Here is a 21,038-nt window from a genome sequence, read left to right as displayed (position 1 = left end):
CGCCCCCGACGCCTAGTCACGACAGATCGGCACAATAGAACAACGGAGCAAGGTGAGATGCGCGTCCTTCCTCTAGCGTTGATGGTGGTTCTCCTGGCTCTGACGGCCTGTAAGCCCAAAGTCGAGAACAACGCCTTTCAAGCGGCCACGGCTCGCACCGAAATCGCTTTTCTAGCCGCGCCAGCGCCGGTCTGCGTCAATCCGGTCAAGCCCAACTGCAACTTCTACACCAGCTGCATGGAAGCCACGTGTAAATGCGGCTACGGCTCTTCGGGCTACGCCCTCAGCTACGGCAAGAAGTATTGTGAGCGCTTCCTGGCCGAGACGAGCTTCACCGCCAGCGGGCAAAAGTGGCGTGACGCGACGCTACGCTGCTTGCAGGAACGCCAAGTCGCCAAGCTTCCGGCAACCAGCCAAGGCTGCAATTGCCCGCAGCTACAAAAGGACGCCTATAGCGCTCACGTCGAGTGTTACACGCTGCCCGGTTCCTCGATCTGCGACCTTCCGGGTGCGGACATCTACGCCATCCTGAAAACCGTGGACAACAGCGACCTGACCGATCGCAATGGCGTCGAGGCCACCGTTGCTGTCGGGCGCAAATGCCTTAGCGCCAACCCTACCAGTCAATCCTGGAAGCAGTTCGTAGAAGTTGGTCAGGCGTGGTTGCGCGATCACCCTACCCCGTAAGGACGCTGTTAGCCGCCGCCTTCGGGCGCGCCCGACACCTATCGCAATGAAGGAGGGTAAAGTGGAGCTCATCGGCTTTCGCGTCGCCGCTCTTAGCCTCGCCTTTGGTCTGGCCGTCGTCGGCGACGCACGGACGACCGGCATGTCATCGGCCCGGCTTGGTCCAGGCGACCAATGCAAACTGGCAACCGACGAGAACACCTGGCTCGTCGAGCGATTGCAAAAGCAGGAGTTTGAGGCCCCGACCGGTCAACCCGCCAAGGCAAGCCTTCTCATTACCGAGAACTGCGGCGTCGACACCCCGGGCGGTTTCCAGCGTGATCTTCGTACAGCGCGCATGTCGGCGCCGGTGAAGGATCACACTGAGAACTACATCCCGCTTTTCCTGGGCGATAAACCCGCTGGCGGCTACACCTGTACGGCCATCACCCCGTCCGTGGCTTGCGTGACGCGCAACATCGCGCGCCCCGACGGAAGTCGGGAAGTTCTGCTGCGAACAAAGGCTGCCGGACCGGCAATGGAGCAAAGGATCATCATCCCACCGCAGGGCGGACGGGTTGGGGACACGCTCTATTCCGCCAACTTCGTTCTCGTCAGAACCAAGCGCGGCGCCGTTGACGTCATCGACGAAGTCTACAAGCGCACAGCCCAGCACGCTTGCGGCAAACCAGAGACCTGTAGATCCGAGCGAGGATATCGCCTTGAGCGCGAGGTTCTGAAGTTCGTCCGAATGGAGCATTACCCTTGGCCGTCTGATGCTCGAAAAGCCGAGGACGCGCGCGCATTCGTCGCCTCTGTTCCGACACTCGAGGGTGATGTGGCAAGGCTGCACGCGGTGATCACCGCAAATGAGATAGGCTACAAGGCGGGGCCGCCCGTTAGCGCCACCGATTCCGCCTACTATGTTGGCGACGCCATTGTGCTCTCAAGCGGCCCGAGTTTTGCGCCCTATCAGATCGATGTGGCCGCCAACGACAACCCCGACGAACTCAAGATCTTCAGCGACGCACTAGAGAGGTTCGCCGCCGAAAGCCAAGATCCCGAATATATCGAGCTGGCCCAATCGCACCGGCTCGAACATCCGATCCGCCAATACGATACGCGAACACTGCTGCTTTTTCACAAGCTGATACCACGCCTCAGCGCCGAACTGCGCGGTCCTGTGGCTTCGGCGGAAATCGCCGCGGCCTATCGCAAATACCTCGAGCGGAACGGACGATGCCTCTCGGCCATGCGCGGCTTGCCCGCGCCATTCGGCACGAGTGCGTTCACCCGACTGTTCGTGCTCGACCTGGACAATGTAATCGGCTCAAAGGTCGCCCGCGCCGTCGCAGATCATGCCATTGCCTCTGCCCAGTCAGCCACAGGCTATGATGAGCAGAGCTTGGTGGTCTTCGCCCAAGGAATCGTCGCCAAGGACGCCATAGATGTGGTCGCCCAACGGGTGGAAAATATCGGGGCTATCCTGCGCGCCGAACCGCCTGGCCAATGGGCGACTTGGTCAATGAGTGGCGCGTGCGATTTGCCAACTTGGAAGGACTTCATCGCAACACACGGTAAGACGCAGATCGCAACGATGCGCTAGCCAGCGACCGATCAAATTAGCCCGAAAAAATGATACGCGGGGCGAGCAGCCCCTATCGGCGAGTGAATCCGCCGCAGCGCCTGACTTCCCGCTTTAGTCTGCCTGTCCGTCCCGGTTGCTTTTGGACTTCCAAGCATCGTCGGCGATATGAGGAAATGCGGCTTTGAGCGTAGCCCAGTCCGACATCGGCATCGTGTGAATCAATGAGAAGTGCTCCACGAGCTTGAGCATCTTCGGATATTTCCAAGCCGCATTTACACCGATCAGAAACTGTTCCGAACGGGACAGCTCTGCCCTCAGGATTTGTGCAAACCGATATGCACTATCTGCGTCAAACCGATCCTTGATCAAGGCGAGGGCATGATAGGTAATTCGGTAGTATGTATGGAGAATTTTACTCGCTTCTCTGTGCAGATGTTCGTAATTTTCTGCAATATTGGTAACCCCATCCGCTTCGACAGCTTCACGCATTTGTTCGAAGGCCTCAACGCCAGATTTCCCCTCATATTCTATCTGTGCAAGCAACTTGCTCCGGGTCTCCAATAGGCGAAAAAAGGTTTGCTCCGCTGAAGCCTGATTGCTTTGCTGTCGATCGTGTTGCAGCGCCTGCCAAGTAAAGAAGGCCGCTAAACTCACCATCACTGCATTGGGCAATCCGAAAGAGTCGCCGAACTGACCAAACTGCTCCATCGTCCAACGGCCGGTGCCAGCGACAAAACTACCGCTCCAGCACAACACGAAAGCTGCCCAGGTGATGTAACCCAGGCCGGCCGCCGCGATCACTTTCCGCTCCACCGAACTCCCCCCACTGACGTGCTGATATTTCAGAACACGGCGCGTGTTCTAGGCTCCCGATCCAGCTATCAGGTTAGCCCCTCCGATACGCAAGCCCAGATTGCAATACAAGGCGTCCGGATTGCTCCTTAGAAAGCGGAGGCCGCTCTGGCGCTCCGTCTCGAAACACAAGGACATCCTATGGCCGCTGCAGCCCGCCTCATCGTCGACCAGACCAAGCCCACCGCCCGCGCCGAAAGCGCCGCCCAAAACGCCGCGCCGGCGCTCTGCCCGGTGGCGGACCTGGCCACAGAAGCGGCGGGCATCCTGCGCGCGATGAAGGCGTTGGGTCATACCGAACTGCGAGACCCCGACACCGAAAATCTCGATACGGCCGACATTGCGCTCTATCGCGAATTCGAGGCTTCGCTCAACGGGCCGTCGGCGGACTATGTCAGCAAATCCCTCTTCCAACGCCTCTATGCCATCAAGGCCGCTGCGACCTATCGACGGGCCTCTTCGGTCAAAGGCGCGCTCTTCCAGCTTTACCTATTCGCGGCTCTTAAGAACCGGGACCTTAGATCGCCTCAACGGCGTCCAGGCGCACCTTGCGCGGATCTGGCTTAGCCGCCGCCTGACCATCGCTGCCCAAGTTCATGATCACGTCATCGCGCCAAAAACGAGAGCGCCATTTCCGCCCTCGACAGTTGCATCCAGAGCCGTAGGCTCGCGGAACGTCGGTCTAAGGGGACGTGCAGTCGCATGCCAATGCGTGACGAGAACCTATTTTTCTTCATCTCACATGGCGGGGCGGACAAGACCTCCCCGGAGTTGGTGGCGGTTCTGGAGAGGCTACACCAGGCTGGCATCCCTATGGGGATCGATCGCCCCCATATGATCGACGGCCTGACGAAGATGAGCGCCGACGACTTTGCGTGGAGCTTCGACAGTCAGCTAGTCGACTGGAGCGGCTTGATGATCCGCGCGTTGGCTGAAGGCGCCTGCGGGATTATCGTTTTGGCAAGCGCCAACACCCCAAGGGACAGCCACGTTTGGCGGGAACTGTTGGCGGCGCAGGCCGTACAGGCTGCGGGTAAGCCCAAACTAGGCTTCTACCTCCTCGCGCTCGAGCCAGGTGCCCACGCTCACGCTCCAAACACATACCGCAACGTCAATTTCTTCGACGCTCGGCGTGAGCTCGACGGCCAGATCGCGGCGATGCGTAGTCAGCTGGAGGCCGAACGCGTTCAACGGGCGGCCCGCCCTATTGGTCAGCGCCTGGCGGCCGCAGCCATGCGGCACACCATCCTGAAAACCAGATCAGTGCGCTTGGTCGGCGGGGGGGAAATCGCGCTCGACAGCGTATTCACTCCGCTTCGCGGCGATCTGCTCTCCGCGGCCGAAAGGGCAGCCGCCCAGAACGATTTCCTGAACCCCCTGCAGGAAATGACCGCGCTGCAGGGCGCCGGGGTTCATGAGGACCGGCTGACGCGGATCGGGGCGATTGCCAATCGAGTTTTACAAAACCCAATCATGCCGGGCATGCCTAGGGGACAGGCGGCGGCATTCGATCCATGGGCGGTGGCAGGCGCTCCGACCAATCTCTCCGACATTGTCGACCGGACAGGTCGGGTGGTCATTCTGGGAGAACCGGCAGCGGGCAAATCCACCCTGCTGCAATGGCTAGCCCTGCGGTTCGCAGAGAGCTGGAGCGCCTTGGACGACGCGGGGGCCTCGGATCGTGAGGTCGAGGTCTTAGGCCTCCATGTCGATCCGACCCTACGTTCAGGCCAAGAAGACGCTGAACAGCCTCGTCACATGAGCCTTGGCCTTGCGCGCCTGCCTATACTGACCTCGATTCCCAAACTCTGTGACATCCTGCGCACCAAGGGCGTTGGCGACTTGGTCGGCTTCCTAGCCCTGCAGTTGGCGCAGCTCGTCAATGACACGGAATTCCCAGGCGCCGAGACGATCGCGCACGAGGTCGTTCTTAGCGAACTGAAACGCGGCCGCTTGGTAGTCCTGCTGGACGGATTGGACGAGGTCCCCGAAGAGGATCGCAACACTGCCCTGCCGCTTATCGAGGATTTCGCCGAGACTTGGACCAGCGCAACGCCTGACGCGGACACAGATCCCAGCCGCAACAATCGCCTGATCGTGACCAGTCGCATCGTCGGCTATCACGCCTTGCCGCTGTCAGCCGAATGGCCCCACGTCGTCGTTGACCGCATGACCCCAGCCGTTGTTCTGGAGTTCTGGGAGCGGCTTTTCCGTAGCGCCCCGGCAAGACCAGGCGAGGACGTCAGCGCCAAGGCGCGAGCCCTACACCGGCAGGTCTACGCCAGCGGTAGGAGGGGCCTGGCCAATCTAGCGGGCATTCCGTTGCTTGCGACCTTGCTCGCGCGCGCCTTCGACGGTGAAGGCGAATTCCCAGAGTATCGCGGCCAGATCTATGAGCGCGCCTTCGCCGCCATTTTGCAGGAGCCAGGGCGAAAACCGATATTTTCGTCCGACTATATCGCCAGTTGGCTCGCCAAAGTGGCTTACGAACTTCATGTCAGCGATGGACCACCGCTCATCGCCAAAAGCGATCTGGTCGACCGCCTAGTCGCCCGCCTTAAAGAGATTGATCCAGAGATCCGGGGCAACCATGCGCGGTCGGTGATGGTCGCCAATTTTCTAACGGAAAATGAGCGCGCACTGCATCTATTGATCGAACGTGCGCCTGAGTTATGGGCCTTCGTTCATCGCACCTTTCAGGAATTCCTTGCGGGTCGCTGGCTCAGCGAGGTCGCGACCTTGGGCCAGGATCTCGTCGAGCAACTCGTCGATCCGCGCTGGCGCGAGCCCCTGTTGCTGATGCTCGGCTCCTCGGCCTACGCCGGCGACGACAAGGCCAAGGCGCGTGATGCGCTATTCGAAGCCTTGCTCGTCGCTAAGACCGCACCTGCGGACCGCGCCCGAATCGGCCGTTTCCTGGCCGAAGCCATGTTGGAAATGCCAGACCTGCCCAGTGAAGAGGTACTCGAGGAGGTGATCCGCGCGCTTGTCGCCGACCTTGGAAATTTGGATTGGCCTACCATCCCAGCCTTCGCCCGCGCCCGCGCCATGGCCGCTCTCTACAATATCGGCCAACGCGATCCTCAGCGCTTGGAAGCAGCTATCGCCGCAGTACTACGCGATGGACCGGCCACGGCCAGTACGACGTTGGCGCGGATTATTCTAGACCGGCACTGGTGCACGCCGGCGCTGGAAGAGGCGCTGGCTGCGGCCGAGCTCCACGACAGCCTAGCCAATGGCCTGCCGATCAAGCTGGCGCGCCGTCAAGTTCTCAGCGAGATCAGGCATGGCGAACTGGCCAGCAACGGCAAGGCCCAGATCATCGAGATAACGATCGTCGCTTACCAAGGAGAGTTCTCGGAGACCGATGCTGCGAAGGTGGCCGAGTTCGAGGCCAACGCCTCCATCTACGAAGTGCTCAGGCAGCGCGCCGTTCGCGGGCGACGCGGCTACCTCAGTCGGTTCAAGCTCCATGACGCCAATGTCGACGACTACATGAAGCGCCAGAGCGGGGCGCAAGCACGTCTAGCTACCTTCCCCTATGCACCACCCCACGATGTCGCCCTTGAGATTGACGATCCACAGCAGCGAAGCGGGCTAATCCTGCGCACCCTTCATGGCGATTTCGACAATCTTGGGCGCGCCGCCCTCCTCGTCGATCACCGCCGTATGGTGAGGTTTCTAGCTCTGAACGATGGTGCTCGTCACACCTTGCTCGAGCACGATCCTGAGCTGCGAATGGCCTACGGCTATGAGGATCCTGTCTATCGGATCGCCCAAAATCTCGACCTTGTTCTTGAGCCGACATTCAAGGATGAAATCCCTCCCTATTTGTCGGCGCAAACCCCGTCGTTATGGGCGCCGCTGAGTCCCAAGGCCGCCACCCTCGCTCGAGCGAAGAGCTCGTCCTCGGGATGGATTAGGCGAGGACTCTACGCCCTGATCCCTAGTCGGCTACGAGACCCTGAGCGCCATGCTCAGGATATATTGGCGCAAGCCCTAGATGATACGGACGGCCGCAGTCCGATCGGCAAGATTCTCGGCAAACTGACCGCAACTCAAGCCGCCGCCTTGGACAACCTTTTGCGCCGGACGCTACTTCTGGCGGAGGATGCGATCGCCCACGCTGGCCATCACGTCGCAGCAAATCTGCAAGCCAAGCCTGAAGACGAAGTGGCCCTACTCCAGGCGCTGGACACAGTCGCCAAGATCTCACCGCGCACACCATTGAAGGTCTCCGACGCTGCGGAGGCGACAACGCTCCGGCTATTCACCGAAAGGATCGCTTACCGGCTGCTTGGCCTAGAGGTTCACGACGCACGTTACGCCACAGCGCTTTCGCTCGACGCTCAAACCGGCCTCCCCATCAACACCTTGCTGACCGCCCTGCAGGCGCTGCCGGAGTCTGTGACCATGGGGTGGGCGCAGGCGAGCAACACTTGTCATGTCGGCTCGCCTTGGCCTCTCGACCCTACCTCCCCCGAAATCACTCTGGCCGTGCTCGACATGACCAGCGGCGTCGACGCAGGCGACGACATGATGCTGCGCTCAGCGCAGGCCAGCACTCTATTTGACCGCTTGGCAGCCAGACCTCGCAGCCTTCAAGCGGCCAGTCTGGCGCCTTTCGCTGTCCTACCGCGCAGTGTGATCTCCAATCGCATGTCGATCGCACAAGCCGCAGAGCAGGTTGCATCCGCTGGCGAGCCCTATCATTCGGCGCGTTTTGCCCTAGGCCTGTACGAGACTGGTCTCTTGGAAAGCGGGTTTGAGGAGGCTAGCGCCCATCTGGCGGCCATCACCAATCCAGTGCTTCGACTGGACATTGCCGAACGCTTGAGCAAGCTCGCGCGCGCTGGCGACGACGAGACCTATAGGCAGAGGGCGCTCGAAGCTGCAGGCGCCATTCTCGATCCAGGGCAGCGCTGGCGCGCATTGGTTAGGCTCGCCTGGCAACCAGGCTATCCGCAGGCTCAGCTACTCGAAGCGGCGCTGGCGGCTATCGACATGATAGCGTGTCCGCAAGAGCGGCTGATTGATGCCAGCGTCGCCGCGCGGCTGTTCTCAAGGCGGCCTGAGATGTCAGCGCAAATCGGCCACGTCGGACCTCTCTCCGAACGCCTTGGCGTTGGTCGCCTCGCCTCCAGCCTCTGCCGCTTACCGGCTGAGTACGGCGACGCGCGCGCCATCCTCTACGTGGCGCAAACCTGCTTGGATCTGCTGTCCAGCCTCGGATCTGCAGCGGCCAATGACACCTATTCGCGCATGCAGGAGGAAAGCCTGCCTGATTGGGCGACCACGGCGCCAAAGGTGGAGTTGACCGTCGCTATAGCCGATGAGCTGGCGGACCTGGCCAAGGCTGAAGATCAGCATGCCCTGCAGCTGACCTCTGTCGCGCTGGCCGAACGCACCTACATCACCTGTGGCTACAGCATCTTCGCGTGCGAGCGATGGCTTGATCACCCAGAGCATCCCCTGGCTTGGATCGCCGCCTTGGCCATCGCCAAAGGTCGCCCCCGTCGCGACCGGAGGGTTTTGGAGCCGCTTCTCTTTGCGATAGCTGCGGATGACGAGGAAATGGCCGCCCAAGCCAGCTTGATGCTGACCCGGGGCAGCACCCTGGTACAGCGCCCTGCCCCCGACACAGATTTCGAGGACATGGGCTTCGACACCCTGCTTTGGCTGGGACAAAAGGCCGTAGGGCCCGAGAAGACAAGACTGCGCCTCGTCGCCGCTTGCTTGATCATGGACCTACGGATCTCCGACGCTGCGGTGATTTCTCAGCTCTTCGATCACATCGACAACAATCCCGACGACGAGCCCGCCGTCGGCTTCATCCTCGAGCATCTAACCTGGACATCCGCCGAGGCGACGCAAGCTCTACAAGCTCGCATGCCGGGGAAGGATCCTGAACTTCAGGCTCAGATGCTTATCGCTCTCGCCGCGATCGATCTGACGCAAAAGGTTGACGAGGAGAGAGACGATACTGGCGCGGTGACCCGGCCTGCGCGGCGCCCGTTTACCGCGGAGAACCTAGCGCAGACGGTTCAGAACCTCGGCGCCACCAACAACACCGCGCCATTTCGAATCTTCGCCAAGGGAGGGGAGGACTTCTGCGCCCTCGTCGACGAGGCTTGCCGCAGCGAGCCGCGAAAGGAACGCCTCGCCAGCGCCTTCTACACCCAGCTGGAGACAGCACAGCTGGATATTCGCACGCCCATGTCCGACCCATCCGCAAACTACGCCGCCCTCGAGTCCTTCTTGGGCGCAAAAACGCGGGCGGCGGGGGAAGGTGTGCCCTTCCGTCATCATCGAAAGGCTTGTCGCGCTCTCGGCGCAGGCCCGTTCGGTGCGGACGCTGTGCATCTGGTCACGGAGCTCCTTGTCGACCTGACAAAGACCTCGCGAAGGGACTACGAACTTGGCGGGCTTATCGCAGCGACGTGTGTGGAGTTCGCCCTGTTCTCGCCAAGCTTGGTGGCCGCGGCCCTTAAGAAGCAGTTGGAGAGCGAGGCCGGGCTAATGGCCTTTCTCGCCCAATTGATAGAGGCGCCACCGTTCGGGACCTCGAGCGCCACAGCCACAGCTCTGGCCTGCTTGTTGCGGCCGTTAGATCGCGCCTGCGTGGAAGCCTTGGTTGCGATCTCCCAGAGGCCCGATGTCGGCGACTGGATCTTGCTGGAGCAATGTCTGGTCGGCGTCGGCCGGGTCGAACGCGCAACGCTGCCGATCTGTACTGCGGCCCTCGCCTCTGACCGGCCGCGCACACAACTGCTTGCGATACGCCTTCTGGGTATTCTTGCCCGGGACGCCAGCACGGGCGCACAGACGCGACGAACTGCTAGCCAGGCGCTGGAGGACTTTTTGGTGGATCCGCGCGCCCAGCGATCGATCTTTATCTACGCGCCCGCCACACGAAATCAGCAAGACGGACATGTGCTGGACTGCGGCGCCCTAGCCAACATCGTGCGCACCGAACTCTTCCTCGCCGATGGCGTGGAATAGGGCCACCGCCACCTATCGAATTTGCCAAGGCTCGAAAATGACAGACCCAGACGACGTTTCCCGCGTGATCATGCTGCTGTTCGGTCAACTTGAAACAGGCGGGCCATTCTGGTGCTACGTTGCAGTCAAGCCCTCCCAGTATGAGGCCTTTCAGGCGGCTCAGAATGAGGGTCGGCTCGATCTCTATAACTTCGACGAATTTGGCGAGGTCGTCGCTTCGGCTGAAGGCGAGCAGCCTCCCCTCAACGTCACCGAAGAGGTGGCGCGAATGTACGGGACCGACGCCCGAAAATTCTTCCGCGACATCGATCCGCTGGCGGAAATAGCCGAAAAGATCGCCGACATGGACGACGAAGTTAAAGAAAAGCCTTTAGATGATAGACCATCGAGCTGGGCATCTCGCTTTAAAAACAAGAAAAAATCATAATCGGCACGTTCAATTGGATTGAAATAAAGTCTAAAATCATGAGGCTCATCGCTCATTAGCGCAGCCTGATAGGCTTCAATTCCACCACCCCCATAGATTGTGTTCGCCAGATCCGACTGGAGGTTCACTTCCCGAGCCGCCCCAAGATGGTTTCCTCCCCGAATAGGAAGCGCAGGCGCTCGTTTTGATTGCAGCCCGAGAAATCGGCCCTTTTCCATAGCTCCATAGCCGGCCCCTTGACGAACCATGTTCTTTCATTGGGTTGCCGAACTGTGTGGCGCGTGCAAGGATCGGTTGAACCTTCAGGGGGGCTGAAGTGACTGATACGTCTGGTTCACCGCGCCGCGGCGCGCTCGGGGTTTTTGTAACCGCTGCGATCGTTATCGCGCTTGCCGCGATCGGTTACTTGGCTTGGACTCGATCTTCTCAACAAACAGCCGCTGCAGACCTGCGCGTCTCTGTGCCGCCATTCGTCGATACCGCCTTTACCCAGGTCGGCGTCGAAAAGGGCCTCTTTGGTCCTCTCAATCCGCGCATCAAGCTCGTCGATACGACTTGGGAGAACCAGTACGATATTCTGTCCGGCGGCGGGCTTGACGTGTCGATGTCGACGCTCGACGAATTCGTCAACAAGAGCCGTAACTTGGCGGCTGCGGGCAAACCGGTGGTCTTCGTGCTGCCGGCTTGGAAGTTTCGTGGCCTGGGCTTTTACGCGGCCAAGGGCGTGCGCCCCTATTCCGATTTCACAGGCCCCGACGCCAAAGCGCTGTTCCTGACTCAGCTGCGAGGCAAGAAGGTCGTAGTTCCCGACGGCAGCGTCTTTGCTCAGGCCTTGCGCGCTTTCGTCGAGGGCTCAGGCACGGCCTATGACGACCTTCAGCTCGTCAACGCCTCACTCGACAGCGCAATGAACTCGCTGGCGGACAGTTCGGTCGCGGTCGTGGCCGTGGGCTCACAGCAACGCTTCGAAGCCGAGCGCCGCGGTTATGTCGAAGCCATTAGCCCAGAGGCTCTTGGCCTGGACGTTGTTACTGGCTTCGTCACCCCCGAAGCAGTGTGGAAAACCCGCAAGGCCGATGTACTCGCCTTTGCCTGCGGCTGGTATAAGACCACCGGCCTGGTTACTCAGGACCCCCGCGCGGCATATACCACCACCAACGCCTATCTTGTATCGCGCGGCGCCAGCAGCCTCACCTTCGAAGAATACTCGGCCCTACGGGCCTACAATGTGCTGCCCCGCTCGCCGGCTGAAGCGACCAGCCTGTTCATCGCCCAAGATGGCAGCGCCAATTGGAAGAAGGTCTGGGATCGCTCGGCCAAGGCCATGAGCGACGCTGGCAAGGCTGCCGAGGCCCCCGCCAACACCGATCAGTTCGTAGCGCCGCAGGTGATTTCCGAAGCCGCTGCTTCGTGTCATTGAGATCGCAAGATGTCGGTTTTCTCAAGCAACGCAGACAGCCTGAAGGTCCTCTTGCTCTGGGCGAAGAAGCCTGGAAAGGAAGCTGCGCATCACCTGAAGTCGCAGCTAGCATTCGCCGCCGGTGACACCAAGGTCGAGATCGAAACAATTCTCGTGTCCGAAACACACGACGAATTCGACGCCAAATCAAAGCACGCCATCAACGCCGCAGACTGCTGCTTGATGGTCGCCAGAGAAGCCGATTGGGATCAAGCGCAATCAGCTCGAAAAGAGTACCATTACTATGAAACCCTGGCGCGCAGGGATCGCCGGTTCGACACCTTTCGTTTCGTGCAAGTTTATGGCGAACCCCTCCCCGAATTTGAGTCTGGGGGGCGGCGCAATATGTCCGCTCAGAACCCCACCGCCTTGACCTCCAAGGAGCTCTCCCGGTTTCAAGAATTCTTCCGATCCGAAGCCCAGATCAAGGCTGGTCAGCAGCCAAAATTACCACTCACACCCGCCCTTCTGGAGGCATCAACGGGGCTTTTAGCTGCCACCCTGTGGCTGATTACCCTGGATGAATCAGCTCTAGAGCTCGACGATAAACGGGAGAGCTTCATCGTCCCCAGAAAGAGCCTGACGCACGCGCTAAAATACCTGAAGGCCTTACACTCTATACAGGCCGGCCTCGGAATTAAACTCCAGAACGCCATGGCTGAATTAATGGCCGCTCCTCCGCAAAATGGCCCTTGGGAGCCTACTTACGCGCACGCTCAACTCCAGAAATACCTCAGCGCCTACCTGCCCCCTCACCAATCACGACTGGAGGCCGACCTTCGGGATTGCGTCGGCGCGGGCCTTCTACCGGCGCTTCAAGCCTTTCGCCGCCGGCTGGGACATCAGCCATCCGGCCAGAGAGGGCAGGCCTTTCTGACGGCCTGCTGCGAGCGCCTGCAAGCTCTCCTCGATCATGAGGACCCACCAACTACAATGGCCGAGCCCCCTGCTAGCTGGTGGGTGGAGGGCTATAAAATCACCATGGACTTGATTACGAACGGTTCGTTCCGGTTTTTCTTCAATGAGGCCTGGCAGGCAGTAATCGGGGCAGACACACCCACAACCTACCGTGCGATCAAACTTCGCGACACCGCGGAGCATGCACGAAGCCTGCATGCGGCAACGCTGCAGCTAGCCTTTCTGGTTTTGGCGGTGTTCTCCTTCATCAAAGGACAGCAACACGCCCCGCCGACCTACGACATTGAGGAAATGGGCACGATCATAGAGCAGATCATGTATGATTGGGGCTCGGCCAGGTCGACGGACTTTGTGGTCCGCTGGTCAAACACGCTTATCCGTGACCATCTCGCCGCGCTTGAGGACTACGAGGCGCTTGTCGATGCAGCCGCTTGAGATAGTCCGGCAAGCGCTGCTTCTCGCACCGCATGACGCGGACCGCTATCTTGCTTGGTTCATCAACGGCGCGCCGCCGACAGAACGCCAAACCCTTTTCGAGCGCATTTCAAACGCCGTTTCAGACGCCCGTCTTAGCGGCGAGATCGATGTGCCGATCCAAACGCCCCGCCTGTTCAACGCCTCAGCCGCTCAGCAGACCTGGAACGACCTTTCCGCAGCTTTGGGCGATAACGAGACCCGGCAGCGGGAGGCAGCCGCCTTCTTCAAGCCGGACGGACTGCACTTCGCGCCACAGGCCTATCCCGCACGCTGGGCCCAAGCGCTTTGGAACCAAGCGCTCTCACCGGAGGAGGTGAGGCAGGCACTGGGCCTCGGAAAGCGTCTTGGCGATCTTGTAGACATCGTCAAGACGCTGGTAGCCCACGAAAGTCAGAGCAATATTCGCCGGCTTTCGCCTGCAAATCCCGCCGCCTCGCTGCCAGTCGACCCGCTTCGGGTCGGAGTGCTACCCTATGTAGACGTACTGCCGCTGGCCACACTGCTCTACGCGGTGAAGGACATAGTACCGGGCGTCGGCTTTGGCGCCGCATCCTTCTTTCGCTCGACCACCAAAAACACCGGCGCAATCAATATCGAAGATGGTCACTACAATGTCGGCTATGCCACAGCCTTCCAGCTGGAGAGCTCGATCCGAAAGGCCCTCCCCGTTGTAGCGCAGGAGGTTTTCGATGAAGGCTTCAGCCGCAGTCTTCTGCTAAGAGTCAAACTCGATCGGCCAATGCCACAGTTGAAACTGGTGTCGTTTGTTGGCCAGTTTGGGCCAGATCGCACCAAAGCCTTGCTTAGTGAAGTAAGCGATCCGATTTTCCATGAGCACAATCGCCTACTCTTCCACGAAGAGCTTCATGCTTCCAGCGCCCTCGACCCGATCACTAACTGGGAAATCCCGTTGATCCTGGCGTTTGCCTCCCGGATCAACGGCTTGCCGGAAAAGTGCGAGGGGCTCGCGCTTACAATCTCGACCGACGCTCATCTTTGGGCCGCTTCATTTGGCCTCAATCTCGGACCTCGCCGGGGCAAGCCTGATATTGGCTTCGAGCCGACATTCCGCCATGCGGTTTGGAATCCCGTTCAGCAACCCGACTCTACAGATGAAGATAAGAACGCGCAGCTCTTCTGGTTCATTCCGGACATTGGCTCGAGATCCGATGAAATTAGGCGAACCTTAAATAGAATAATCACTCAGACCATTTTGGACCCAGTTGAAGAAATAATTCGCGATCATAAAGCAGATCGCGATCCGCGTAATCTGTTGCAGACTCGTGAGCGACTATCACCCTTCGCAAAATCTCTTCTAGCGCCCCTTCTCTTTGCGCAGCCCAACTATCGCGGACCCATGCTTTCAGGCCCTCCTGAGGCTTGGATGACCAAGATGGAGAGCGCTAGCGCTTATGTACGTTACCGACCCGCTTGGTTTGGTGGAATAGAACAGTCGCCGGCGCCCGTTTCGCAGGACGCCGGACGCTCAGCAGCCGCCGGTAGACGCGAGGCCTAACCGTGGAGCTGCAGATCCGCAGGCTGCTTTTGCAGTTCGAACCCGGTTCGGCGCCTCGCATCGATATCTCCATCCCGTTTGAACTAGCGCCAGGCCTCTGTTTGCTGGTCGCGCCCTCGGGCAGCGGCAAGACAAGCCTCATGAGGCTGCTATCGGGTTGGTATGAGAGAGGGGCGACCTTCCCGACTCAAGCCCGTGTAGAGGCCAGTTATGACCCCCTGCGTGAGGTCGAGTTCATCGGCAACCACCAAAACTTGTTGCCCTGGTACACCGTTCGCGAAAACATAGCGCTGCGTCGCCCCAAAGCCCCCTCCCTTGTCGACAGCTATTGGCGGCGGGTTGGTCTTCCCGAGGGGGCCCTCGACCTTTTCCCCCATGAGCTGTCGCTGGGCATGTACAAGCGCGCCGAATTGGTCGCTGCGCTCTGCAGCCCGGCCAAACTCTTGCTACTCGACGAGTTCTTCTCTTCGCTGGACCCCGTCTCGAGAGCCGCGGCCCTCGACCTGATCAACGAGCTTAAGACCGGCGAGCGCACCGTCGTCATCAGCACCCATACGCCCGAGGCCTTCGCCGACGTCTCCCGCATCTACCATTTCAAATCCCGCGACGATGGCCTGATCGTCGGCGTGGAGCTTGGCTCATGAGATCGATCAGCGTCGGCCTACTTTTGATTGTCGTTTGGGAGCTCGCCACGCGGTTTGGCCTTATCCCACATTACATTCTGCCCAGCCCAGAAGCCGTGGTGACGTCCTTCCGGATTTCGATGCTAAACGGTGCGCTTGCAACGCTGGCGCGGACCGTGATCGGATTTGGCCTGGGCGTGGGCGCCGCTTACTTGGTGATTTTAGTCGCTCACTGTTTGGGTACGACGAAGGCGGCTGATGCTCAGTTCTCCGCGGCGCGGTCGGTGCCGGCGCTCGCGGCTATGCCGCTCTTCCTGCTCTGGTTTGGCCTAGGTGAAACTGCCCGCATCCTGGTGGTGACGCTCAGTGTCATGGCCTATGTCGCTGGCCCCCTGGCCGAAGCGACCAGAGCCCTGCCGCGTGAATGGCGCCTGCAGCGCGAACGTTTGGGACGCTCGCGCATCTGGGAGTATTTCCATGTGGTTACGCCAGGCACGCTGGGCCCCATGATCGGGGCGCTGCGGGTAGGCCTAGCTATCGCTCTGACCAGCGCAGTGGCCACCGACTTTATGGGCTCGTCGTCTGGCCTTGGTCGTTCTGTGGACACCGCACGGGTGACGTTCAACATCGCCGCGATCTTCCTGCTGCTGATCATCGCAGCGACGATGGGATTGGCGCTCGATCGTGGACTAACAGCCGGCCTTCGCCGCACGGCCCATTGGCTGGGCCGCACGGCCAAAGGCTAAACGGGCGCAAGCTCCATGGAGTCGTCCTCGGTGATGGCGATCCAGTCCACCAACTCGTCAAACATCAAAAGCTCAAACGATGCGGCGGCGGCCGCGATAGCCCGCATGCTCTGAGCATCAAGCGGCCTGTCGTCGTTGGCCATGGCGACGATGTGTTTGTGTTGATCAAACCAGGCCTGGATGCGGCGCGTCTGAGCCCCGTAGCGGTGACGCAGCGTGCGCTGGTTCTGACCGACATAGATACTAGTGGAGGCCGCCCCTAGACCGATGAAAATGAGCAGGAAGAACAGCGACCACGACTCAAGGTCATGACTGTGCAGGGCGAGCCCGAGGGCTTTGGCTCCTGCCGCCGCCAGCGCGCAAATGAAAAGGCCCGTCATCAAATTGCGCCGCCGATGATGCTGACCTCCAATCCGCTTTCGAGACTTGTCGAACCAGCCCAATTGGTAGCCAGGTCGCCGGTGCAGGAAATAGCGGAATGCGTCCAGAGAGACCGGCGGACTGTTGGCGATCTCCTGCTCAAGCCCTTTCAGCCATTCAGGCCCAAGATCGATGGTGGCCTCGATCGGATCACGGCCGCGCAGGGCGGCTTCAACCTTAGCTCTCGCCGCGTCATATCGAGCAGTAAGGCCGTCTGCAGACACGGTCAGCGGCCAGACGCTGCCACCCCACTGGCGCATGAACTCGCTTACGATGCGCTGGCCGATCCATTTACGGCGTAGCTGTCCTGAATAACGAAACGAGAGGGCCACTGCGACGAGGGCGGCCACGTCCAGCGCCGCCGAGTACCAATGAAACGCTCCGAACTTGACCAAGACGGTCACGCTTAGAGCCGAGGCGACAAAGGCGGCCAGCAAAGCGATCGCGGCGCCAACCACGAGCGCGACACATCGATCTTGCAGGACTTTGGCCTTGTTATGCTCGTCCTGGATCAGGTGGTAGAGAGCCAAGTCTTGCGCCTCTTCGGCTTTGGACCGTTTGCCTTTGGCCATTTCAGGTGGCTGAAGGCTTGCGGCGACCTTGGCGCGCTTGAACTCGCGCCGACGCGCCCAGACCGTGGTCCTGATGGTGAGCCCAACCACGACAGGCACGGTGATAAAGCCCGCTACGATCGCAGCGACCTGCTCAAAATGCAGCTCCATAGATCCCCCTCATCCATCATGCGCATGTCGCCTCACCGCGCTGACACGGCAAGACAAAGCCCGCTCTCATGGCCGCGAGTAGCCACCTTCGCACAACCATAGCTTAGCTAGCGGCGCGGCAACACATCATTGCGCGGGCGATGTCACTAGTCGCCGGTGTTTCCCAAGAGTTCTCCCCCGTTGAACTCCTCGATCGCCGCGCCGAGCTTGGACCGGAGCGCCCTCCACGGCGCCCCGAACTTCGCCTGGCCGTCAGGACGCGCGACCATGACCAACACGCCGTGCGAACGCCAAGCCACCAGTCGCCTCGCCTACAGGGTGAAGGAGGCCGCAGAGACCTTGGCCATCAGCCGTAGCCGCTTCTATGAGCTGATAGCGGCCGGCGAGATCCGCGTCCTCAAGGATGGGACCCGGACCCTGGTTCGCAGCTCGGAACTAGAAGCTTATCTCGATCGCCTAGAGGCCGCGGCTCGCGAGCCTAAGCCGCAACGGCGCAGGCCTTCGCCCACTCGTCCATGAGCGCCCGGCGCTTGGCGAAGAGATCGCCATGTCGGTAGGCCGCCTCCACCTTGTTGGCCAGCGTATGGGCCAAGGCCATCTCGACAATTTCGCCGGCGTACTTGGTGGTCTCGGCCGCCCAATCGCGGAAAGTGCTGCGAAAGCCGTGCGTCGTCAGATCTGGGCGCTTGAGGGTCTTGAGCACCTGGAGCAGGCTCATGTTGGAGAGACCCTTGCCGGCGCGAGCGCCGAAGAACACGGGCCCGATCGGACTGGTCGGCGCCGGGCCCGCGCTAGCCGGCCGCCAGCGACGCGCTCCACTTCGCGACACCTCTCAGCCATAGCCTCCAAGATGGCGATCGCCGGATCGCTGAGCGGCACGCGATGCTCCTTGCGCCCCTTCATCCGCCCAGCCGGAACGGTCCACACCCGGGCCTCTAGATCGATCTCCTCCCAGCCCAGACCTAAGACCTCCCCCGTCCGAGCCGCCGTGAGGATGGTGAACTCCAACGCCCTGGCTGACACCCCACGTAACTCAGCCACCTTGCGCATGAAAGCCGAAAGCCCGGCGTAAGGCAGCGCGGCGTGGTGTTTGACGTCGGCCACCTTCGCCTTGGCCGGCAGGATCTTATCCAAGTGCCCCGCCCATCGGGCCGGGTTGTCGCCCTGGCGATAGCCGCGGGCGGTGACCCAATCGAGGACGTTCTCGATCCGGCCGCGCAGGCGGCTGGCGGTCACAGCCTTCGTCGCCCAGATGGGCTGCAGCGCTTGAAGGATCTGATCAGTGCCGACATCGGCGACGGCGAGCGCGCCCATTTTCGGCTCGACGTAGGTCGAGAGCGAACTCTTCCACTGCTTGACGTGCTTGTCGTTGCGCCAGGCTGATTTGTTGGCGGCGATATAGCCGTCCACGGCGTCGCTGAAGCTGATGTCGCGGGCGCCATCGAGAACCACCGCCGCTTCGGTCACCCGCTTTTGCGTAAGGGGGTCGCCGCCCTGCTGCCTAAGCCGGCGCGCCTCACAGGCTAGCTCCCGCGCCTCAGCCAAACTGACCGAGTGCAGCGGACCAAGACCCATCTGCTTTTCGCGTCCTGAGACCCGATAGCGATAGATCCAAGAGCGCCCGGCCTCACCAGTGATCTGGAGATAGAGGCCGCCGCCGTCCGGTGAAGGCCCGGCGAGTCGAGCCGGCGGACTTGTAGGGCAGTCAAACGTTCATGAAGCCGGGCCATTGCTACCCCAGTTCCTACCCACGGCCTGAGCGTTGATCGTGGTGGTTTTGGGTGGACGCGTCCAAACACATAATCGCGATTTTTCCCTTATGGCATAAGGGTTTCCCGGACCTGTACGGACGCTTATGGACAGCTATGGAAGGGGTGGTGGCGGAGACGGAGGGATTCGAACCCTCGATACCCTTTTGAGGTATGCCGCTTTAGCAAAGCGGTGCCTTCAGCCTCTCGGCCACGTCTCCTCCTGAGAGGGAGCGGTCAGATAGCCTGTTCGCTTGCGGATGACAACGGCGCTTATGCGGAAATTTCGCCTGTTAACGGGGCGCTCAGACGGCTCCGCTAGGCTGAACATGGTTTTTCAAACGACGAGTGTCATGCGTCCCCTTTCCTCGCCTACCTCGCCCGCCGAATCCGCCGCCGCCTTTGTCGGGACGGCGCCGGCCGGGGCGCGCGCTCCGAGCGGCGCGGGTGGTGATCCGGGGCGAGCGCGGCGCGGACCGTTCCGGCCGGGGCAGCTGATCCCGTCGCGGGCCCGCCTGGAAGCTCGTCTGCTGGCGCGCACGTTCCGCATCGTCGACGCCCTGGTCGCCGCCGGGGTCACCCTGGGACTGACGATCGAAGGCCATCCGCTGGCCGCCGGCCTGTGGGCGGTGAGCGTGCTGGTCGCCCTGCGGATGCTGGGCGCCTACGCCTTCCCGCGCAAGCAGGACCTGCCGCGCCACATGGCCAGGGTCGCCCTGGCGCTAGGTGTGAGCCTGCTGCCCGCCGCCGTCGCCCTGCTGGCCTCGGGCCGCGCCGAAGCGCCGGTCGTCTGGACCCTGCTGGCCGCCACCACCGGCGTCGTCGCCCTGCACGCGACCTGGTGGACGATCATCGCCCGTGGCCGCGCCTTGGGTCGCCTGACGCCCAACATCATCGTGGTCGGCGCCACCGCCAACGCCCAGCGCCTGGTCGAGGCGGCCCTGCGCACCGGCGAGGCCAACGTCCTGGGCGTGTTCGACGACCGCCTGGACCGCGCGCCCGAGAACATCATGGGTGTGCCGGTGCTGGGCGACACCACCGCCCTGCTCGACCACCGCATCATGCCCTATGTCGACCGCGTGGTGATCGCCGTGCAGTCGACGGCCCAGGGCCGCGTGCGCCAACTGGTCGAGAAGCTGGGCGTGCTGCCCAACCCCGTGAACCTCTTCATCGACGTCGGCGGTCCCGCCGAGGACGACGCCGCCCTGGCCCGCATCGTCGCCGGCAGCGAGAACGAACTGTCGGGCGCCGCCACCGGCGTGCGCCGCGCCTGGCTCAAGCGCGCCCAGGACCTGGCCGTGGCCGGCGTGGGCCTGCTGGTCGCCGGTCCGGTCATGCTGATTGTCGCCCTGGCCGTGAAGCTGGACAGCCCCGGCCCGATCTTCTTCTGCCAGCGTCGCCACGGCTTCAACAACGAGGCGATCCTGGTCTGGAAGTTCCGCTCGATGCGCCACGAGATGGCCGACGCCCAGGCCGCGCGCCAGATCAGCGCCAATGACGACCGCGTCACCAAGGTCGGCAAGTTCATCCGCAAGACCAGCCTCGACGAGCTGCCGCAGCTGTTCAACGTGCTGGCCGGCGAGATGTCGATCGTAGGTCCCCGCCCCCATGCCATCGGCATGAAGACCGGCGGCGTCGAGTCGGCCAAGCTGGTCGCCGAATACGCCCACCGCCACCGCATGAAGCCGGGCCTGACCGGCTGGGCCGCCATCAAGGGCTCGCGCGGCCCGGTCGACACGCCCGAGAGCGTCCGCCTGCGCGTGGCCCTGGACGTCGAATATATCGAGCGCCAGTCGTTCTGGCTGGACCTCTACGTCATCGTCATGACCATCCCCTGCCTGCTCGGGGACCGGTCGGCGGTGCGCTAGGCGGCC

16 protein-coding genes, 1 tRNA gene and 1 pseudogene are annotated in these 21,038 nt (G+C 61.5%); 12 read left to right on the top strand and 6 right to left on the bottom strand.

Features of this window, described 5'->3' with window-relative positions; all coding sequences use genetic code 11:
- Nucleotides 1–57: 57 nt before the first annotated feature.
- Together AC07NI_RS02745 and AC07NI_RS02740 are read left to right on the top strand one after the other, a co-directional pair.
- The gene (locus tag AC07NI_RS02745) at nucleotides 58–687 is read left to right on the top strand and encodes a hypothetical protein (RefSeq protein WP_494615943.1); all 630 of its coding nucleotides are present in this window, start codon (nucleotides 58–60) and stop codon (nucleotides 685–687) included.
- Nucleotides 688–748: 61 nt separating this feature from the next.
- The gene (locus AC07NI_RS02740; RefSeq protein ID WP_494615938.1) at nucleotides 749–2,272 is read left to right on the top strand and encodes a hypothetical protein; all 1,524 of its coding nucleotides are present in this window, start codon (nucleotides 749–751) and stop codon (nucleotides 2,270–2,272) included.
- 93 nt (nucleotides 2,273–2,365) lie between these two features.
- On the opposite strand, the gene AC07NI_RS02735 is transcribed toward AC07NI_RS02740, so the two are convergent.
- Nucleotides 2,366–3,055 (bottom strand): putative phage abortive infection protein, encoded by a 690-nt coding sequence (locus AC07NI_RS02735; RefSeq protein ID WP_494615932.1) that lies wholly within the window; start codon nucleotides 3,053–3,055, stop codon nucleotides 2,366–2,368.
- 192 nt (nucleotides 3,056–3,247) lie between these two features.
- Here AC07NI_RS02735 and AC07NI_RS02730 point away from each other — a divergent pair, with 192 nt between their 5' ends.
- From AC07NI_RS02730 to AC07NI_RS02695, 8 genes are all read left to right on the top strand, one after another.
- Nucleotides 3,248–3,673 carry a hypothetical protein gene (locus AC07NI_RS02730; RefSeq protein WP_494615928.1) on the top strand — a complete coding sequence of 142 codons (426 nt, stop codon included), beginning with the start codon at nucleotides 3,248–3,250 and terminating at the stop codon, nucleotides 3,671–3,673.
- A 141-nt stretch (nucleotides 3,674–3,814) separates the two neighbouring features.
- Nucleotides 3,815–10,108: an NACHT domain-containing protein gene (locus AC07NI_RS02725; RefSeq protein WP_494615926.1), complete on the top strand. Its 6,294-nt coding sequence runs from the start codon at nucleotides 3,815–3,817 to the stop codon at nucleotides 10,106–10,108.
- Between the two features lie 64 nt (nucleotides 10,109–10,172).
- Complete coding sequence (locus AC07NI_RS02720) at nucleotides 10,173–10,535, top strand: hypothetical protein (protein WP_494615924.1); 363 nt, start codon at nucleotides 10,173–10,175, stop codon at nucleotides 10,533–10,535.
- A 316-nt stretch (nucleotides 10,536–10,851) separates the two neighbouring features.
- Complete coding sequence (locus AC07NI_RS02715) at nucleotides 10,852–11,955, top strand: ABC transporter substrate-binding protein (RefSeq protein WP_494615922.1); 1,104 nt, start codon at nucleotides 10,852–10,854, stop codon at nucleotides 11,953–11,955.
- A 9-nt stretch (nucleotides 11,956–11,964) separates the two neighbouring features.
- A complete protein-coding gene (locus AC07NI_RS02710; RefSeq protein ID WP_494615919.1) occupies nucleotides 11,965–13,347 on the top strand; it encodes a hypothetical protein in 1,383 nt (460 codons plus the stop codon).
- On the top strand, nucleotides 13,334–14,905 hold the full coding sequence (locus tag AC07NI_RS02705) for a hypothetical protein (protein ID WP_494615916.1): 1,572 nt from the start codon (nucleotides 13,334–13,336) through the stop codon (nucleotides 14,903–14,905). Before AC07NI_RS02710 ends, AC07NI_RS02705 begins: the two co-directional genes overlap by 14 nt.
- A gap of 2 nt (nucleotides 14,906–14,907) precedes the next feature.
- A complete protein-coding gene (locus tag AC07NI_RS02700) occupies nucleotides 14,908–15,549 on the top strand; it encodes an ATP-binding cassette domain-containing protein (RefSeq protein ID WP_494615911.1) in 642 nt (213 codons plus the stop codon).
- Entirely contained in the window at nucleotides 15,546–16,274 is a 729-nt protein-coding gene (locus AC07NI_RS02695) for an ABC transporter permease (RefSeq protein WP_494615908.1), read from the top strand. Before AC07NI_RS02700 ends, AC07NI_RS02695 begins: the two co-directional genes overlap by 4 nt.
- On the opposite strand, the gene AC07NI_RS02690 is transcribed toward AC07NI_RS02695, so the two are convergent.
- Nucleotides 16,271–17,416, bottom strand: a complete 1,146-nt coding sequence (locus tag AC07NI_RS02690; protein ID WP_494615903.1) for a hypothetical protein — start codon at nucleotides 17,414–17,416, stop codon at nucleotides 16,271–16,273. The two genes, AC07NI_RS02695 and AC07NI_RS02690, sit on opposite strands and share 4 nt — an antisense overlap.
- A 267-nt stretch (nucleotides 17,417–17,683) precedes the next feature.
- Between AC07NI_RS02690 and AC07NI_RS02685 the strand changes: the two genes are divergently transcribed.
- The gene (locus AC07NI_RS02685) at nucleotides 17,684–17,935 is read left to right on the top strand and encodes a helix-turn-helix domain-containing protein (RefSeq protein ID WP_494615899.1); all 252 of its coding nucleotides are present in this window, start codon (nucleotides 17,684–17,686) and stop codon (nucleotides 17,933–17,935) included.
- Here AC07NI_RS02685 and AC07NI_RS02680 read toward each other — a convergent pair.
- From AC07NI_RS02680 to AC07NI_RS02665, 4 genes and pseudogenes are all read right to left on the bottom strand, one after another.
- A complete protein-coding gene (locus AC07NI_RS02680) occupies nucleotides 17,895–18,134 on the bottom strand; it encodes a hypothetical protein (RefSeq protein ID WP_494615897.1) in 240 nt (79 codons plus the stop codon). The two genes, AC07NI_RS02685 and AC07NI_RS02680, sit on opposite strands and share 41 nt — an antisense overlap.
- Nucleotides 18,131–18,883: a tyrosine-type recombinase/integrase gene (locus tag AC07NI_RS02675; RefSeq protein WP_494615894.1), complete on the bottom strand. Its 753-nt coding sequence runs from the start codon at nucleotides 18,881–18,883 to the stop codon at nucleotides 18,131–18,133. The genes AC07NI_RS02680 and AC07NI_RS02675 overlap by 4 nt, the downstream gene beginning before the upstream one ends.
- Nucleotides 18,884–18,943: 60 nt before the next feature.
- Nucleotides 18,944–19,027, bottom strand: a pseudogene (locus tag AC07NI_RS02670) (Arm DNA-binding domain-containing protein); the annotation flags it as partial.
- 267 nt (nucleotides 19,028–19,294) lie between these two features.
- Nucleotides 19,295–19,385 (bottom strand) — tRNA-Ser (locus tag AC07NI_RS02665).
- Between the two features lie 132 nt (nucleotides 19,386–19,517).
- Between AC07NI_RS02665 and hfsE the strand changes: the two genes are divergently transcribed.
- Entirely contained in the window at nucleotides 19,518–21,032 is a 1,515-nt protein-coding gene (gene hfsE / locus AC07NI_RS02660) for a polysaccharide biosynthesis protein HfsE (protein WP_494615891.1), read from the top strand.
- Nucleotides 21,033–21,038: the final 6 nt, after the last annotated feature.

This window comes from Caulobacter sp. GW821-FHT10E02, assembly GCF_059415225.1.
Note: the sequence above shows the minus strand (reverse complement) of the source record. Positions and strands in the feature narration are given on the sequence as shown.

What these genes read in the sequence shown, in the direction of transcription:
- hfsE (WP_494615891.1), top strand. Translation starts at nt 19,518, where the DNA reads ATGCGTCCCCTTTCCTCGCCTACCTCGCCCGCCGAATCCGCCGCCGCC.
- AC07NI_RS02680 (WP_494615897.1), bottom strand. Translation starts at nt 18,134, where the DNA reads ATGAGCCTGCTCCAGGTGCTCAAGACCCTCAAGCGCCCAGATCTGACG.
- AC07NI_RS02730 (WP_494615928.1), top strand. Translation starts at nt 3,248, where the DNA reads ATGGCCGCTGCAGCCCGCCTCATCGTCGACCAGACCAAGCCCACCGCC.
- AC07NI_RS02710 (WP_494615919.1), top strand. Translation starts at nt 11,965, where the DNA reads ATGTCGGTTTTCTCAAGCAACGCAGACAGCCTGAAGGTCCTCTTGCTC.
- AC07NI_RS02690 (WP_494615903.1), bottom strand. Translation starts at nt 17,416, where the DNA reads ATGGAGCTGCATTTTGAGCAGGTCGCTGCGATCGTAGCGGGCTTTATC.
- AC07NI_RS02725 (WP_494615926.1), top strand. Translation starts at nt 3,815, where the DNA reads ATGCGTGACGAGAACCTATTTTTCTTCATCTCACATGGCGGGGCGGAC.
- AC07NI_RS02685 (WP_494615899.1), top strand. Translation starts at nt 17,684, where the DNA reads ATGACCAACACGCCGTGCGAACGCCAAGCCACCAGTCGCCTCGCCTAC.
- AC07NI_RS02745 (WP_494615943.1), top strand. Translation starts at nt 58, where the DNA reads ATGCGCGTCCTTCCTCTAGCGTTGATGGTGGTTCTCCTGGCTCTGACG.
- AC07NI_RS02695 (WP_494615908.1), top strand. Translation starts at nt 15,546, where the DNA reads ATGAGATCGATCAGCGTCGGCCTACTTTTGATTGTCGTTTGGGAGCTC.
- AC07NI_RS02705 (WP_494615916.1), top strand. Translation starts at nt 13,334, where the DNA reads ATGCAGCCGCTTGAGATAGTCCGGCAAGCGCTGCTTCTCGCACCGCAT.